At 40.6% G+C, this 15,714-nt stretch carries 13 protein-coding genes; 4 read left to right on the top strand and 9 right to left on the bottom strand.

Translation table 11 applies throughout. The annotated features are described in order from the left end of the window. Positions 1 to 20: 20 nt before the first annotated feature. Both DDV96_RS02985 and DDV96_RS15795 read right to left on the bottom strand, forming a co-directional pair. Positions 21 to 869: an SDR family oxidoreductase gene (locus DDV96_RS02985; RefSeq protein ID WP_116693270.1), complete on the bottom strand. Its 849-nt coding sequence runs from the start codon at positions 867 to 869 to the stop codon at positions 21 to 23. Between the two features lie 29 nt (positions 870 to 898). Then, positions 899 to 1,039: a hypothetical protein gene (locus tag DDV96_RS15795; protein WP_165805950.1), complete on the bottom strand. Its 141-nt coding sequence runs from the start codon at positions 1,037 to 1,039 to the stop codon at positions 899 to 901. 173 nt (positions 1,040 to 1,212) lie between these two features. Between DDV96_RS15795 and DDV96_RS02980 the strand changes: the two genes are divergently transcribed. Further along, entirely contained in the window at positions 1,213 to 1,842 is a 630-nt protein-coding gene (locus DDV96_RS02980) for a flavodoxin family protein (RefSeq protein WP_240607660.1), read from the top strand. Between the two features lie 114 nt (positions 1,843 to 1,956). Here the strand turns inward: DDV96_RS02980 and DDV96_RS02975 are convergent, their stop codons facing one another. After that, a complete protein-coding gene (locus DDV96_RS02975; protein ID WP_116693268.1) occupies positions 1,957 to 2,205 on the bottom strand; it encodes a DUF7218 family protein in 249 nt (82 codons plus the stop codon). A gap of 162 nt (positions 2,206 to 2,367) precedes the next feature. Between DDV96_RS02975 and DDV96_RS02970 the strand changes: the two genes are divergently transcribed. The 3 genes from DDV96_RS02970 (at position 2,368) to DDV96_RS02960 (ending at position 4,054) form a co-directional block, all read left to right on the top strand. Beyond that, a complete protein-coding gene (locus tag DDV96_RS02970) occupies positions 2,368 to 2,637 on the top strand; it encodes a SemiSWEET family sugar transporter (RefSeq protein WP_116693267.1) in 270 nt (89 codons plus the stop codon). Positions 2,638 to 2,740: 103 nt separating this feature from the next. Next, the gene (gene gntA / locus DDV96_RS02965; protein ID WP_116693266.1) at positions 2,741 to 3,430 is read left to right on the top strand and encodes a guanitoxin biosynthesis heme-dependent pre-guanitoxin N-hydroxylase GntA; all 690 of its coding nucleotides are present in this window, start codon (positions 2,741 to 2,743) and stop codon (positions 3,428 to 3,430) included. Between the two features lie 36 nt (positions 3,431 to 3,466). After that, entirely contained in the window at positions 3,467 to 4,054 is a 588-nt protein-coding gene (locus tag DDV96_RS02960; protein WP_116693265.1) for a DUF1989 domain-containing protein, read from the top strand. Positions 4,055 to 4,147: 93 nt separating this feature from the next. Here DDV96_RS02960 and DDV96_RS02955 read toward each other — a convergent pair whose 3' ends face one another. From DDV96_RS02955 to DDV96_RS02930, 6 genes are all read right to left on the bottom strand, one after another. Further along, complete coding sequence (locus DDV96_RS02955) at positions 4,148 to 4,351, bottom strand: HU family DNA-binding protein (RefSeq protein ID WP_116693264.1); 204 nt, start codon at positions 4,349 to 4,351, stop codon at positions 4,148 to 4,150. A gap of 203 nt (positions 4,352 to 4,554) precedes the next feature. Further along, on the bottom strand, positions 4,555 to 7,863 hold the full coding sequence (locus DDV96_RS02950; RefSeq protein ID WP_116693263.1) for a fibronectin type III domain-containing protein: 3,309 nt from the start codon (positions 7,861 to 7,863) through the stop codon (positions 4,555 to 4,557). Between the two features lie 33 nt (positions 7,864 to 7,896). Beyond that, positions 7,897 to 9,387 (bottom strand): T9SS type A sorting domain-containing protein, encoded by a 1,491-nt coding sequence (locus DDV96_RS02945; protein ID WP_116693262.1) that lies wholly within the window; start codon positions 9,385 to 9,387, stop codon positions 7,897 to 7,899. Between the two features lie 175 nt (positions 9,388 to 9,562). Next, complete coding sequence (locus DDV96_RS02940) at positions 9,563 to 11,215, bottom strand: tetratricopeptide repeat protein (RefSeq protein ID WP_116693261.1); 1,653 nt, start codon at positions 11,213 to 11,215, stop codon at positions 9,563 to 9,565. Positions 11,216 to 11,476: 261 nt separating this feature from the next. Then, positions 11,477 to 13,789 (bottom strand): T9SS type A sorting domain-containing protein, encoded by a 2,313-nt coding sequence (locus tag DDV96_RS02935; RefSeq protein WP_116693260.1) that lies wholly within the window; start codon positions 13,787 to 13,789, stop codon positions 11,477 to 11,479. Positions 13,790 to 13,896: 107 nt separating this feature from the next. Then, on the bottom strand, positions 13,897 to 15,504 hold the full coding sequence (locus DDV96_RS02930; RefSeq protein WP_165805949.1) for a tetratricopeptide repeat protein: 1,608 nt from the start codon (positions 15,502 to 15,504) through the stop codon (positions 13,897 to 13,899). Positions 15,505 to 15,714 lie beyond the last annotated feature (210 nt).

The following is a 15,714-nucleotide window of genomic DNA, read 5'->3' as shown; positions in this document are numbered from 1 at the left end:
CATTTTACACACAACAAACATTAAGCACCAATTTGTTCCCCTCCATTTACGTGGATAAATTGGCCGGTAATATAACTACTGTCCTTGCTGGCCAAAAACACATAGGCTGGTGCTACTTCGCTAGGTTGTCCCGCCCGTTCCAGTAAGGTATCCTGCCCAAAATCGGAAACGTCATCAAAGGTAGCAGGTATAAGGGGCGTCCAGATGGGGCCTGGCGCTACGCCATTCACCCGTATTTTTTTCTTAGCCACCATTTTTGCCAGAGAGCGGGTAAACGATACAATGGCTCCTTTGGTACTGGAATAATCCAGTAAATGGCCACTTCCGCGATAGGCGGTAACCGATGCCGTGTTGATAATAACCCCGCTTGTTCCCAAATGCGGCAAAACAGCTTTTACCACATAAAAGTAAGGATAAATATTGGTTTGAAAAGTGGTGTGCAATTGCGCTTCGGTTATATCCTCAATAGCGTTTTTGGGAAACTGTACCGCAGCATTATTTACTAAAATATCTATTTTGGAAAAGGTGTTCAAACAGGTGGTGACGGCCTTTTTACAAAAAGCGCTTTCTTGAACATCCCCTTCGATAAGTAAACAGTCACGACCTTCTTTGGTTACCAATTTTTTGGTTTCCAAAGCATCCTTGTTTTCTTTTAAATACACAATGGCCACGTCGGCGCCCTCACGCGCAAAATGAACGGCCACACTGCGACCAATACCGCTGTCCCCACCGGTAATAAGTGCCACTTTGTCTGTTAACTTCCCACTCCCCTTGTAATCACTGCGAATTACTTCAGGAATAGGGTTCATTTTAAACTGTTTGCCTGGTTGTTCTTGCGATTGTTCTGGAAATTTCTCTGGTTTGTCCATAGGTACATTCGGTTAAAAAAGGTGGTACTTTATTTAAAAAAATCTATTAATTTCTGAAACCAACTTGGGGAATCTTTTGTTTGCCCCCGTTGGTGGGTGGTACCTTCCATTTTCTTTTGTTCGGTTTTATCGCCCACCACATGTTTTTCGTTTTGTTCTTCGTTGTCCATGAATGAGAATTTTTAAAGAAAGATACGCTCAAACCCGTAACCTACATATAACATTACCAGTTTTTTAACAGCTGGTTAACTGCAATTTAGCATATTTATAAATACTTTCAATACCTAAAACAACACGTACACATCCATAATTTTTCACACCAATGGCATTAAAAGCACTTTTTTTGAATTGTACCCTAAAATATAGTCCTGAAACCTCTAACACCCGCGCGTTTATTAAACAAGCAGAAGGCGTTTTTCAAGATTTAAACGTTTCTACCGAAGTCCTTCGGCTGTCCGATTACACCATTAAGTTCGGTACCACTTCCGATGAAAAAAACGGGGATGATTGGCCTAAAATACTGGACAAAATAAAGAAAACCGATTTGTTTATATTGGCCACCCCTATTTGGAGAGGGGATCGCAGCTCCATTGCAAAATTAGTGGCCGAACGTTTAGACGGTATTATGGAAGAAGGCGATGAAGAAACCGGACAGTATCCCACCTATAATAAAGTAGCCGGCGTCTTGGTCGATGGAAATGAAGATGGCGCCAAAAAAGCAATATCCAGCATGCTGTTTGATTTTTCTGAACACGGGTTTACCGTTCCGGTTAATGCGTTTAGCTACTATGTAGGAGAAGCAGGACCGGGCCTCAGTTATATAGAAGCCGAAGGCGATTTACACGAATTTACCAATAATATGCTGCTGCTCATGGCTCACAATATGGTGCACATGGCCCAGGTACTAAAAGAAAAACCCTACCCGACCGATGTAAAGAAATTAGAAGAACAAGCAAAACAAATGAGTACTTGATGCACTGTAGGCGGTTCTTCTGAAAAAGGGGTATGGCGGGTGAAGGCAATCTTATATGTTTCATACCTGAAGCCTATCCTAACAAGATGTCATTTTATATTCCTGGTCCTACTTTTAATGATTCCGTAAGGCTTTGATCAATTCGTCTTTATCCATAGAGCTATACCCCTCTATGCCTATTTCCTTAGCTTTGTCTTCCAGTTCTTCTTTGGTGCGTTTCTCGTATTTTTTCGCGTGCCCTCCTTTTTTACCAGAATTTTCGGTATTGGCAATACGGGCCGCTTTTTCTTTGCTCATCCCTTCTTCTCGAAGTTCTTCGTACTGTTCGTCGTTTTTAATCTGATTTCCGTGATTCTTGGCCATGATGGTTTAATTTTAACTGTTACATTTTTTCGACCTTTAAGGTACCCTAAAATCTTCATACCTTATGTTAATTCAATACTAACACTCTATTAAAAATCGTGCCTTTTCCCCATTTTGTATTAATTTCCGTCAAAATACGATCACGTATCTAATTTTCCCTTTATGGACACGGTAACGGTATTAGGTTTATTGGCTGGACTGTGCACCACTTCGGCAGTGGTACCACAACTCCTTAAAGCATGGAAAACCAAAAGAGTAAACGATGTATCGCCTACCATGTTCGTTATTTTAATGCTGGGGGTAGGATTATGGGTGGTGTATGGTATCCTTAAACACGATTTGGCCATCATACTCACCAATGGGGTTTCTTTCCTTTTCAATTTAAGTATGCTGTATGTTATGATTCGATATCGAAAGAATGGAAATCGTTAGAAACCTCTATCTTGTTAATTTTCATTAAAATACGCATAAACGTTTCTTAATCTACACACTGCCCGTGGGTGGTTTTTCTATCTTTAAAGAAAAGCACAGGTCTATGAAAAAAGAACCAACCGCACTGAGCACAGCCAGTGTTCCCACGATCAGCCAATTAGAAAAAGAGTATCATCAATTTATTGTAGCACACGATCATCCCTGCATAATGGCGCAGTCTGTTTTTAAAATGGGTGCTGTGGAACTGCATAGCTACAACTCGTTCGGAACAAAAAAAACAGCCCGAAACTTAGTGGCCGATATACAAGCGTATGTGGATGGTTACGATTGGGAAAGCAATGATTTTGTGACGTTTTTAGCGGTGTTCCCAACCGCTCATTTTACATCTGAAACGGCGTTCGAAAAGCAATTATGGGAACAACTGCAACACATTCACGAAAGTGATACAAAAGCTTGGGACGAAACGGTTTCAAATAATCCTGAAGACGATACGTTCAGTTTCAGCATAGCCGGAAAAGCTTTTTATATTGTAGGGATGCATCCCAACAGTTCGAGGATAGCTCGTCAAACCCCGTACGTAACCCTTGCTTTTAACCTGCATTGGCAATTTGAAAAATTACGGAAAATGGGGAGTTATGACACGGTAAAACAACGCATTCGCGAACGTGATAAAGCCCTACAGGGTTCCATAAACCCCATGTTGGAAGATTTTGGTTCCAGTAGTGAAGCCAGACAATATAGCGGACGGAAAACCGAAAAAGAATGGAAATGCCCTTTTCATCATACCTCATAAATAGTTATATTATCAAACGTACATACACAAAAAAAAATGGTAAACGAAATTCCCAAGCAATCAGGAACAGCTTTCAAATTAAAAAAAGGGGAAAAACTAAGGGTCATCGATCCGCTTGGGCAACAGGTAAGCGATCTCGTGCTTTTTAATGCACAGGATATCCGTGAAAAAATATCATCTGGAAAAACTTTGGATTTTGAAGAAACAATTTTTATTACCAAAGGTCACTACTTGTGGAGCAACCGGAGCAATAAAATGATGGAAATCACGGAAGATACAAACGGACGCAACGATTTTTTATTGGCGCCTTGCAGCCCGGAAACGTTTTCAATAATGTATGGCCATAAAGGGTACCACCCCAGCTGTTTTGAAAATTTATATACCCATCTCGCCCCTTTTAAAATACAACCCGACGACATCCCCACCGCTTTTAATATTTTTATGAATGTACAAGTTGCCTCAAACGGTCAACTATCGGTTGATCCCCCTACAAGTAAAGCAGGTGATTATATAGAGTTCATCGCTTTAATGGATGTAATAGTGGGGCTTACCGCCTGTTCGGCCGAAGATAGTAACGGAGGTAGTTTTAAACCCATACAGTATGAGATTCGTGCTACACACTAAGCTGCATGGCTCAAACAGCCTATGCTTAAAATAAGTTTGCTAGCAAGAGTCTTTCTTGTTAACCCCGTTACCCGTAACCCATTTCCCGAATAATCATTTTTGTTGCACGGCCAATCCCCCCGAAACCAAGGTTTCAGTTTTGCCGTCTTCTAAATGACTTTTCATTTTCCTTCCCAGGGTTTCCAGTATCGCATACACATCGGTTTGGGTCAGGGTGCAATCGTTGCGAATCTCATAGCTCAATTGTTCAATAGCTACTTCGTCCCTGCTCACGATCTGCAAAATATAGTTGACCACAACTCACTCAGAGGTTTCGAATAGTCGGTAAGATACGGGCTGTAGGCCGGGGTATTATGTTGGACTCCTTCTAAAAATAGTAATGATTCTTTTTTCTGAACCCTAATCATTTAGAGCGAAATCGGTACCAAAAAAAAGACTGCCCATAACGAGCAGTCTTACTGTTAAAATAAAGACAAAAAAGTCCAACTTACTAACTAAACTTATTCTTTTAATAAACGGAAGCTTTTTACATGGCCAGCAATGGTCACTTCCATAAAGTAGAGCCCTGATTGCCACGATGCCGTATTAAGGCTTAGGTGCGCGGTACTGGCCGTAGTTTCTTTCACAACTTGCCCCAACACATTATAAATTACTACATTATCAATAGGTTGCTGTGCGGTAAGTGTCAATTTATGTGCAAATGGGTTTGGGTAATAGGCAAAGGTCGTAAAGCTATTCGGGGCGACCGATAACTCCAAAGTGGTAAAAGCAAAAGGTCCTTCAAAATCACTTTCAACAGTACCATCGCATAAGGCACGCACATACACGTCATATTGGGTGTTGGCGTCTAAGTTATTTAACGTGATACCCGGATCACCATCGGTATCTATCCTAAAGGAACCTTCGGCAGTAGGGTCGAATCCTAATAGACCATATCTAACTTCCCATTCGGTTTCCGATCCATTTACACGCCAACTTATGTCAGCTGCCGTAGGTGTAATGTTGGTCACGGCTATATCACTGGGAGTGGGACACGCAATACCGTCATCCCGCACTTCTATACAAAAGTTTCCTTCTTCGCCGTTGTTCCCATTAACTTGAACATAATAGGTCGCACCAGCGGTAAGGTCCGATAACTGAACTGTAGATAGGTATTCGTTATTCCCTGCATCTACATCGTCATTACAACCTACCTCAGCTCCCATAGTGGTTAGATTGCCACAATCTGTTGGCGCTTCGTAAACCGTTAGTTGTGTATCTGCCAAATCACTGGGTGCTATATTGGTAGTTACCGTTACATTCCCACTGGCCGGAGCCGTAAATGTAAACCATACAGTGGCATTGGGTATTGGGTTTAAACAGGATCCTTGGATTTCGTCACGCTGAGCTGTTGCCCCGATATTGGTGTAGGAATTTCCACTGCAAACTTGATCCACCAAAAGCGGAAGGGCATTGCAAACATCATCGTTTACCGGAGGGGCAGCTAAGGTAGTAAAGGTTACTACATCACTTAAAAAACTCTCATCGATTGGGTTGCAAATAGCGCGAACATACACATCATAGGTGGTATTTGGAACTAAGTTGGTTAGGGTTTCCCCTAATGTACCATCGTTGTCCATTACAAATGTACCACTTGTTTCGGGGTCAAAGCCGGTGGGGCCGTACAAAATTTCCCATTCAGGCTCTCTATCGCCGGGTGTCCAGCTAACGGCTGCCGACGTTGGTGTAATGGCATCAACCACTATATCGGTAGGGGCTGCACAACTAGGGCCATCATCCTGTACTTCTATACAAAAAGTTCCTTCAAAGGTCCCGTCACCAAAACTCATAAATCCGTTTACCTGGGCATAGTAGGTAAACCCGGGAATTAAATCGGTTAAGGTAACCGTGGACAGAAAACCTGTTCCGGTTGTACCCCCATCTTCATCACAGCCTATCTCTGCGCCCATGGTCGTAAAATCATGACAGGTATCGGGTGCTTCATATATGGCCAATTCACTATCTGAAAGGGTACCCCCTTCAAAATCGGTGGTTATGGTCACGTTTCCACTGGGTGGCGCTTCAAAAGTAAACCATACGGTTTGATCACCAGGAGCATCAAAGCAACTCCCTAAAGGCTCATTAACTTCCAGGGTGGCCCCCACATTGGAAAAACTACCGGTAGTACATCCCTCATCTACTATCAAGGGGGTAGCATCACAGAGGTTGTCGTTTACCGGACGGGTTTTTAAGGTTATAGGACCAGCAAAAAAGCTATCACCATCACTTCCTCCACATTGTGCTTGCACATAAACATTGTAAATATGTGCAGGAACAAGCCCGGTAATGGTGCCGGTGGGATTTGTACTTACCTGCAACTCGGTTCCTGCTGTTTCAGGATCAAAACCTGGTTCCCCGTATTTTATCAACCAATTGGTTTCAGTTCCTGTTGGGGTCCAGCTTATATCTGCCGACGTGGCAGTGGCCGCATCGATCCTTAAATTGGTTGGTTTAAAACAAGATGGGGTCTCCGTAAAAGAAATGTCATCGACGGACATATAAAAGGGGAAAAAGCCTCCATTTATTTTTCCTTTAATGCCAATGTAGATCGTTTCTGAACGCGTCGCGGTAAAACTGTTGGTTACTTCTTGATAATCACCACTGGTTATTTGTGTAACGGGCACTATTTCTTCTGTCATAGCGCTTGCTGTATTGGAGGTTCCGTACCGTACTGAAATTTCAGCCCCCGATGAGTTGCTTTGTCTGGCATATAAGGTAAACGTATAATTTACCCCGTTTTGTACCGATACCGGATAAAACATCCAGGTTTCACTTCCATAGGGCAAATAAATGTTCCAATCGCCTGTACGGGGTGCCCTATCGTCATAGGTAATCGTAGAATTGGTTTTCCAATAGGTATTGGTGATCATTTCTTGCGACCAGCACCCGTTTAATTGATTACCATCGGTATAGCCGGTTTCAAATCCTTCGTTAAAAGGTGTTCGCGCTGCCATACATGGGGTGACGAGCTGTAAGGGTCCTGCCAGTTCACTCTCATCGGTTCCGGAAACACATATCGCTTTTACGTATATATCATACGCAGTATTGGGCACCAAAGCAGTTAACGTTGCTGCCGGTGTACCTGAAACCGATAGGGTTTCCCCATCCCTTGCGGGGTCGAATCCTAATTCGCCATAGGTGACCATCCAGTTTGTTTCGTTGTGACCGGCATTCCAATTAATGGCTGCCGAGGTTGGGTCTATGGTCGTAACTGCAAGATTGGAAGGTTTTGGGCAGCTGGGCAACGCCGCTACCGAAAACTCATCTACATACAATTGAAATGCAGGTGGCGACGTGGCTACGATGGCCACGTGTACCGCCTGACCGTCATAGGCAGAAAGATTGTAAGTATAGTGTATAAATTCTCCTAAATCATCGACATCGGCAATGGTGGTTTCAGACGCCAAAACAACAGAAAAATCACTCGGAGTGGTGCCGGTGGTAGATAATTTAACATCGAAAGTCTCCGGAAAGGTGGGCCCTGTACCTCCCGCATAAAAAGAAACTTGATCTGAAACACCTGTATTGACGGTAAATTGTGGTGAAATTAAATAATCGTCATGAGGGTTGTCTTCATAGTTAATGCGAACACCCCCATCGCCCCGGTAACTATGCGCTGTTTGATGCTGCCACGTGCCACCTTGGCCGTCATGGTCGATCACCGTCCAACTTCTGGGGATTTCAGTATCAAAAGTTTCTGAAAATTGGGCAGAGATCTGCCAGCTCGTTATGCCAAGTAGCATAACTAGCGTTAAAACTGTATTTTTCATTCAATTAATTTTATGGGCTGCTAGTGCCCTTGGTTAGTTTTTAAGAATTTTCTGAATATGCACGGACCCGTCTTCCAACGTCACATGCATAAAATAAACTCCACTGCTATAACTTGATGTAGTTAAGGTAAGCTTGTTGGTGGTTAACGAATCGACTTCCTGAACCAGCACTCCGCTTATACTATACACTTTTAAATGAGCCAACATATTTGTCTGGCTTCCTATATGCACGGTGTTTTCAACCGGGTTAGGATAAACGCTTATAGCAGACACCCTATTGGTAGGCGAAGCCACGCCCAACATCGTAGGATCTTTAAAAATATAAGCCGATCCGGCATCGCCCATTTCATTGCCTCCATTGGCATCGTGATCTTCACGGGGTGCACCAGCTATCATTTGGTTTTGATACATGGCTACACTCCAACCATAGGCATCCTCTCCTTCGGTATCTGAACCTTGTATTAGTTGATCTTCTACCCAAGCTCCTGAAGCTTCTCTTTTATACAAATACACTTCTCCTGCTTCAAAACCAAAAAAATGGGGTGCCGTTACCAAAATATAATCTTCTTGAATAGCAGTGCTCCATCCATATTGCGTTGGTTCAGTTGAAGGAACGCCTTCCAATATTTGAACTTCTTCCCAGGTCCCGTTGCTGTTCTTTTCGAATATATACGCCTTCCCCTGCTCACCGCCAACACCATAAGCACCAATAATCATTTGATCTTCAACCAAACTTACTGAAGAACCGAAATAATCATCTTCCATACCGTCTGAGGCCGATAGTGTTTCATCGTATTCCCATACCCCATTATTGTTGGAATACATATAAACAGCTCCTTTTAGGCCATCGGCTTGATTAGCCCCAATGGCCATTTGATCGCCAAATATGGCCACGCCAATGCCAAACGAATCGGGCGATTGAGGGTTAGGGGCCATTATTTTTTGTTGTTCTGCCCAAGTGCCGCCTTCTTTGGTGAATACATAGACCGAGCCTGTCCAGCCGTTCTCCCCTGGAGCACCTGCGATAATCGTGTTTTCATGAACGTTCATAGAAGTTGGGTTCATGCCTAATTTGGCATCCCCAGACATATCCGAGGCAAATAACTTGGTGTTAAAGCTCCATGTATCGTTGTCCAAATCATAAACATACAGCGCTCCGGCCCGTATTACACCGTCCACATTGGCCCTACCTGCTGCGACTACCAGATAATCATCGGAAAAAGCGGCGCCACCACCGTATTCTGCGCCCTGATTGGAATCTGTGGCTGACAATTTTTGCATAAAATCCCAATTGCCGTCAGTATCTTTCGCATACACATACGCCGCTCCCGAAGCAATATTCTCACGGGATGCACCTACAAGCGCAAAATTTTCATGAATTGCCACAGACGTACCGTATTCGGCACGGCCTTCCCTGTCGGTACTCACGATTTTAGTAACTTCTTCAAATTGTGCAAATGCCGTTGAGCCTGCCAAAATGCATAAAAGCACCATCAAGTTTTTAATCGTATTTTTTAGTATCATAATTATAAAAATTTAAATGGGTTAAACATTCTTTAGAAGAAAAACCAACGCTAGTGTTAAGATGGTTCCTTTCTGGTTAAAAGTTGTTGGATAAATATAACTATCGATACTGTTTCGTGCCTAAATGGAAGTTAGACATTTCGTGACATGTGCCGGTAAAACCACGACATACCGCCTAAATAGCTGAAAGATAAGCTTGAAGGGAAGTGTTTTGGGGAACGTTCATTTTCTTTGAAATACGCTCTTTTCGCTTTCGGCAGGATTGAACCGTGATATTTAAAAGGGAAGATATTTCCTTGTAACTTAAATTCATATAGATAAATGTTAAGAAACGGATGTCGTTTGAAGTTAATTTAGGATGCTTCGCCATAAGACGATTAATGAACCCACGGTTCAGCTCTTCAAAATGAATAAAAAAACTATCCCACTGCGTATCTTTTTTTAAATGCGTTTTTAAATCGTGTATGTGGGTTTTAAGACGGGAATCGGTTGCAATTTGTGTGTTACTGGACAAGGAATGCACCACATCTTCAATAAGTTCGTTTTTACTTGCCTGGAACATGGCCTTGGCTGTTAACTCCCTGTTTTTACGTTCCAATTCGTTTTTTAGCCGTTCTTTTTCCAATAAAGCCAGGGCTTCTTTCTTTTGTCGCTGTTTTTCCACCAACAGACGGTTGTTCTTCTCCTTGTCCAGCTCCAGTTCTACAATCTTTTTTCGCTGTTTGTGCTTAAGCGCATTGTTTTTATAAAGCCATACCAAGAAGCCCATAATAAGGATGACCCCTATAATCAGCTTGGTGTAAAACGCCTTTTCTTCAACCAATGCTTTTTTGCTTTCTACCAGTTGGTGCTTGTAGTCTTGCATTTGAAATTTTACTTTTTCACTTTCAAACAACGCTCCGTTTTTAATGGCATTAAGAGAATCTGAAGCCATAAGCATCGAGTCTTTATACGCCATAGCTGCTGGCAACAAGTCGTTGCGGGTGGTGTAAAGATTTGAAAGGCTTTCATAAATTTGTTTGCGCCCTTCAATATTGGATTGTTGCTCTCTTGCTTTCAACGCGTACTTTCTTGCTAAAACATAATCTGATTTCTCTTTATAAATATCACTTAATGTTAACAGCAATGTAATTTTAGAATTGACGGTAGCCCCATGAGCCACTATTGAGAGATTGTCTAATTGCGGCAATGTTTGCAAAGCTAATTTTTCAGCTTCCGCCAAATGACCTTGCAACAGAAGGTTTTCAACCTTGGCAATTTTCGCTAATAAAATAACATTTTTCTTTTTTTTCAATAAAGGTGCTGCTTCCTCTAGATAAGCGCTGGCAAGATCGAGTTTGCCCATTTGGTTGGCCAGTAACGCTAGATTAACGGCACAGGCACCAATCTCTTCATGTTCATCCATTTCCTTGGAAATGGCATAGGCTTTTAGAAAATATTCTTCTGCTTTTACGGTATCATTTTCGCCTATATACAAGACACCAATATTATTGTAAACAACCTTTTTTTGCTTTGGCCCCAATTGATCGATAGCAATCTCATACGCCTGTAAGTAATATTGCAACGCCTCGCCATAGTCTAACATCATATAATAATTAGTACCAATATTCAATGTGGCATTGAATGCCTGCAAATACCACTCATGTTGTAGTGCTGTTTCCTTTGCGGAAAACAGCATTTCAATAGAGGTAAGATGCTCGTTATTACCCATGGCCTCTATACCTAGGTCAATTTGTTGTATTACATCTGCTTGTGTTTTTTGCTGCCCCCATAAACTAAAAGAAGTGAGTACCAAAAACACAGTTAAAAAGAAGTGATAAACTTTCATGAATTAGTTAAAAAATTGGATAGATACAGTTATTAAAGCATCCTACACATAGCCTAAACTTAAAACGTGCAGCGTAAAAATAAACTTAATCTTTAATAAAGACAAACACAGCTATTATTTTATAGGTTGAACCAATAATTGCTTTATTAGGTGGCAGTTTAACAGTTTATCAAAAAAAACTTCAAATTTTAGGCTTTTAACTAAAAAAGGCCTCTACCGATAAAGGAGAGGCCAAGATCAACCATTAACTAAACTACTTACTTATTTTTTCACGATACGTTTAACAAAATAATTCCCGCCTGTATCTTTTATTTTAACAAAATAAACACCGCTCTCGAATTGAACTAAATTGATTTGTTTTAAAGAAGACGGCTTTACTATTTGTTGCCCTAAACTGTTATAAACAGCAACCGAAACCATGGTACCCCCACGCTCTTGAATAGAAATAGTACTGCTGGTTGGGTTGGGGTAGATAAAAAATGCATGACCGTTTTTTTCATAATTGGGAGTACCTAATTCGGTTAAATCGATAGTGTATTTCACAAGCCCTAAATCGAACGTAGCGAGATAAGCATCAACACTTTCTTCATCAAATTTATAGGCGATACTTTGAGACCCTGCATGCGCTATAGCTTCAAAGGGCACGTCCTGCCACGAAGCTCCCGCATCAGTAGTATATAAAAGTTGTGCGTCTCCATATTCGTGAGAGTAAATGGAAGCTACCGCATGAGCTTCATTCAACGGGGAATATTTCATCTTTCGAACCTGTTCCGCTTGATAGGTTTGTTCCCAGTTATCTGCGCTATCGGTAGTTTTATGAATACCGTTACTGGCAGTGACAGTAAATTCTTCTGATGCAAATGGGCTTTTCTCAATATCAAAAATAATATCGGTAGATGGATCAATGTTTAATCCATTGCTTTTTTCCTCCCAAGTGGTTCCTCCATCTAGTGAACGATAGACACGCGCCCCAACAGTTATATAGACGATGTCTGAATTACCCGCTTCAACGTACACATCGGTAAGGATATCGGACGCCGGCAATACTACTGAAGTGACAATGGGGTTATTGATGTCACTGAAGTCTATAATTTTACCCCCTTCATTTAAAAAACTGACCCATATGGTATTTGGGTTATTTGGATCGGTTGTTAGGTTAAGTATCCTGTCATTAAAATTACTGTACAAAAACGAATAGGTTGCACCGAAATCATCACTGATATTTAGGGAAGATCCTGTAAAATTACTTTCGTATTTATATACCCGGCCGGTTGTTATCTTATCTGCAAAATAAGTAGGCGCATCACTGGAGAAAACGTAATCCAAGGGTTGTAGCCCATATGGCGCTTCTGCTCCAGTTTCCATGTTTTTATGAATCAAGCCACGCTGTACGCCATAATATAAGTGATTCTCTGTCCCTTCTTGCAGCAATGAGGACGTAACCGGGTAAAACGGATTATAAAACTGTATAAAGGTTGCTCCTCCATCTTGTGACAATAAAGGATGATAGTTTGCATTTATAAATAACTCATCTGTTTGAAAAGGGTTATACGACGCATGCAGACCATAATAATAGCCGTTCGGGTTATCCACTGGATGCGTATAGCTTTCCCAAGTATCCCAACCATCGTGGGTAACTACTATTTCATTTTCTTCTAAAACTATGCTGGTTTCAGGGTTCACGGGATCGAAAGCTATATGAACTATATTGTCAAGGGTTACATCCTCCCATGCAATTGGAATTGTAGTCCAAGTTTCCCCTCCATCGGTTGATCGGTATAGGTGTTCTTCATGTTCCTGAAAATAGCCTATATCGGTTCCCAATAAAATGATATCAGGGTTTTGAGGATTAAATGTTATGGGGCCATAAGCATTACCGGGAATTTTTTCTTCCCAGGTAGATCCAGCGTTTTCAGAAACATACAGACCTCCATTACTCGTATTGGGACCGTTACCCCTCGCTATATATATTTTTTGTGGGTTATCTGGGGTAATAGCCACATTAATGGGAAAAACACCATCATAATCTTCATTGTAATATACCATTTCCCACGTAGCACCTCCATTAGAAGTATAATAGACCTTCGCATAGCTAGTAGTACCTATTAAATACCCTTGATGGATTAAGGCAAAATCAGGATCATCTTTATGTACAGAATAAGAACTTACCCAAGCTTTATCAGAGCCAGAAGTAATAGGTGGTGCATAGTGCCTCGTTATTTCTTTAGAATCTGTATTAAAAAAATACAACCCATTTTCAGAGATGGAGGCTGAAGATTGAACGGAGAATGTCACCACATTATCTGAAAGTATTTTTAACATCTGGAGTTGTACGCCATTCTCCGGAAAACTATAAATAATGTTCCAAGTCCCACCTTTATCGTCTGATTCAATAAGATGGCTTCCCTGTGTTAGCGCATAGAGTTTATTCTCTATTGTTGGATGAAAGGCAATATCATATATTCGTCCATAATCTGTGGCACCTTCAAATGTTAACGGAGATTGGGTTTGTGCAGAAACACTGCTCATGACAAGAGTATAAGCCACTGCTACATAAAATAGTAATCTTTTCATATTCTATTATTTAAATTTTGAACATCAAATATTCAAAATTGAGATTACACGTGAAAAATAATGCACCTAAATAATGTGACATTATTAAATAAAGTTGTGACTAGAGCCTATATGCTGGACAGGTAGGAATATAAATTAGCAGTCTCTTTTAAATTCATTTTTTTTGCGATCCGCTCTTTTCGTTTTCTACACGCTTCGGAAGTAATATTCAATATAGAGGCTATTTCTTTATTTGTTAGATTCATGTAAACGTAAGAGATAAAGCGAATATCTTGCGCTTTTAAGTTAGGGTGCCTATCTTTTATTTTGTTTAAAAAACCTTGGTTTACTTCTTCAAAATGTTTGCTAAAGTGTTCCCATTCTTTATTTGACTTGATGAGGTTTTTTAATTTTCCTATGTAGTCTCTTAAACTCGTTTGGGTTTGTACGCCTTGGGATGCTTCTAAGTCTTTAACAACTGAAGTTAATAACTCATTGCGCTCCAGTAAATGAAGGGCTTTTGCAGATAGTTTTCTATTTCTGGATTCGATCTCGTTTTTAAGGCGTTCTTCTTCTAAAAGAGCCCTGGTAGCTTCTTCTTTTAATTTTTTTTCCAGTAACAGCTTATCACTTTTTTGTTTTTCGAGTTCGAGTGTCATCAACTCTTTACTTCGGATATGGAGCACCTTTCTTTGTTTTCCTTTTATGTAACTATTCCGTAATGCCCAAGCAAACAAACATATAATGATAACGGCGGCAATTAAAACGATGTAAAACAGGTTTCGTTCGGCTTCCAGTTGCTTTTCATTTTCCTGTAATTTGTTTCGATAATTTTGTACCTCAAACTTAACCCGGTTTGTTTCAAAAAGGCGCCCATTTTTTATTTTGTTCCAGTTAGATGTCGCTTGTAAAACGGAGTCTTTAGCAATTAAAGCCTGGGCTAATTGCCCGGTTTCAGTATATACTTTGGCCAACAACTGAAACGATTCTAAACGATCTTCTACACTCGTTGCATAGTTTAAAACTTCATTAATACGGGCAATTGCCAAATTTGGCATATTTTGGTTTAAAGCAATCGTTGCCATTAAGAGTAAAGCATCGGTTTTTAGTTCTTCATCAACTTGAGCATCTAATGTTGGCAACAATCCCTTTAAAATCTCTTTTCCTGCTTCGTAAGCCCCTTTTAACATCAAGTTTTCAGCGCGGCCTACATAAGCTTGGTTCCTAATTTCTGGCATATCTTTTAATAGCGGTATTGCCTCATCAAAATAGGCTTTTGCCTTTTCCAGTTCGTTTGTTTTATTGGCAACCAACCCTAAATTCACGGCATAGAACCCCGTTTTAACAGCGTCGTCATGTCGCAAAGCGATCGTGTATGCTTTTTTAAAGTATTCTTCTGCTTTTTTGAACGCTTTCTCTTTTGAATATAAAATAGCTATATTGTTAAGCACAATCATTTCATACTTGGCGTCCAGTTCTTTTATGGCAATGGTATACGCCGTTAAATAATTGTCCAGTGCTTCTCCGTAATCAAGCATAGAATAATAATTGGCCCCAATATTATTGACAGCTAAAAAATGCTGTTTGCTCCAATTATTATCTTTGGCCATCGCTTGTGCTTTTACTAATAACTCAAGAGACTGTGTATGTTTTTTCTTAAACATTAACTCCACTCCTTCAGCAATGATGCTATCGCAATAGGCGATATTAGCCTCCTGAGCGTAGGTTAAATGCATCGATAGTACAGTTATAACAGAAAACAGAAATGGTTTAAAGCCACGCATAAAGTTGGAACATAAATTTATGGTAATAAAAGTAATGTTTTTATAAAAACATGAAGTGTAACCCCTATAAAAAGTCCGTTTATTGAAAAAATGGATAGCAATAATAATCTTGTAATCAAAATAGCAATAGACAAACTTATAAGATAACAAATTAATGGAATA

The organism is Marixanthomonas spongiae (assembly GCF_003095375.1).
Lineage (GTDB): Bacteria > Bacteroidota > Bacteroidia > Flavobacteriales > Flavobacteriaceae > Marixanthomonas > Marixanthomonas spongiae.
Note: the sequence above shows the minus strand (reverse complement) of the source record. Positions and strands in the feature narration are given on the sequence as shown.

Excerpts from the sequence above, each read along its gene's own strand:
- DDV96_RS15795 (WP_165805950.1), bottom strand. The coding sequence starts at position 1,039 with ATGGACAACGAAGAACAAAACGAAAAACATGTGGTGGGCGATAAAACC.
- DDV96_RS02935 (WP_116693260.1), bottom strand. The coding sequence starts at position 13,789 with ATGAAAAGATTACTATTTTATGTAGCAGTGGCTTATACTCTTGTCATG.
- DDV96_RS02950 (WP_116693263.1), bottom strand. The coding sequence starts at position 7,863 with ATGAAAAATACAGTTTTAACGCTAGTTATGCTACTTGGCATAACGAGC.
- gntA (WP_116693266.1), top strand. The coding sequence starts at position 2,741 with ATGAAAAAAGAACCAACCGCACTGAGCACAGCCAGTGTTCCCACGATC.
- DDV96_RS02975 (WP_116693268.1), bottom strand. The coding sequence starts at position 2,205 with ATGGCCAAGAATCACGGAAATCAGATTAAAAACGACGAACAGTACGAA.
- DDV96_RS02940 (WP_116693261.1), bottom strand. The coding sequence starts at position 11,215 with ATGAAAGTTTATCACTTCTTTTTAACTGTGTTTTTGGTACTCACTTCT.
- DDV96_RS02960 (WP_116693265.1), top strand. The coding sequence starts at position 3,467 with ATGGTAAACGAAATTCCCAAGCAATCAGGAACAGCTTTCAAATTAAAA.
- DDV96_RS02985 (WP_116693270.1), bottom strand. The coding sequence starts at position 869 with ATGGACAAACCAGAGAAATTTCCAGAACAATCGCAAGAACAACCAGGC.
- DDV96_RS02945 (WP_116693262.1), bottom strand. The coding sequence starts at position 9,387 with ATGATACTAAAAAATACGATTAAAAACTTGATGGTGCTTTTATGCATT.
- DDV96_RS02970 (WP_116693267.1), top strand. The coding sequence starts at position 2,368 with ATGGACACGGTAACGGTATTAGGTTTATTGGCTGGACTGTGCACCACT.
- DDV96_RS02930 (WP_165805949.1), bottom strand. The coding sequence starts at position 15,504 with ATGCATTTAACCTACGCTCAGGAGGCTAATATCGCCTATTGCGATAGC.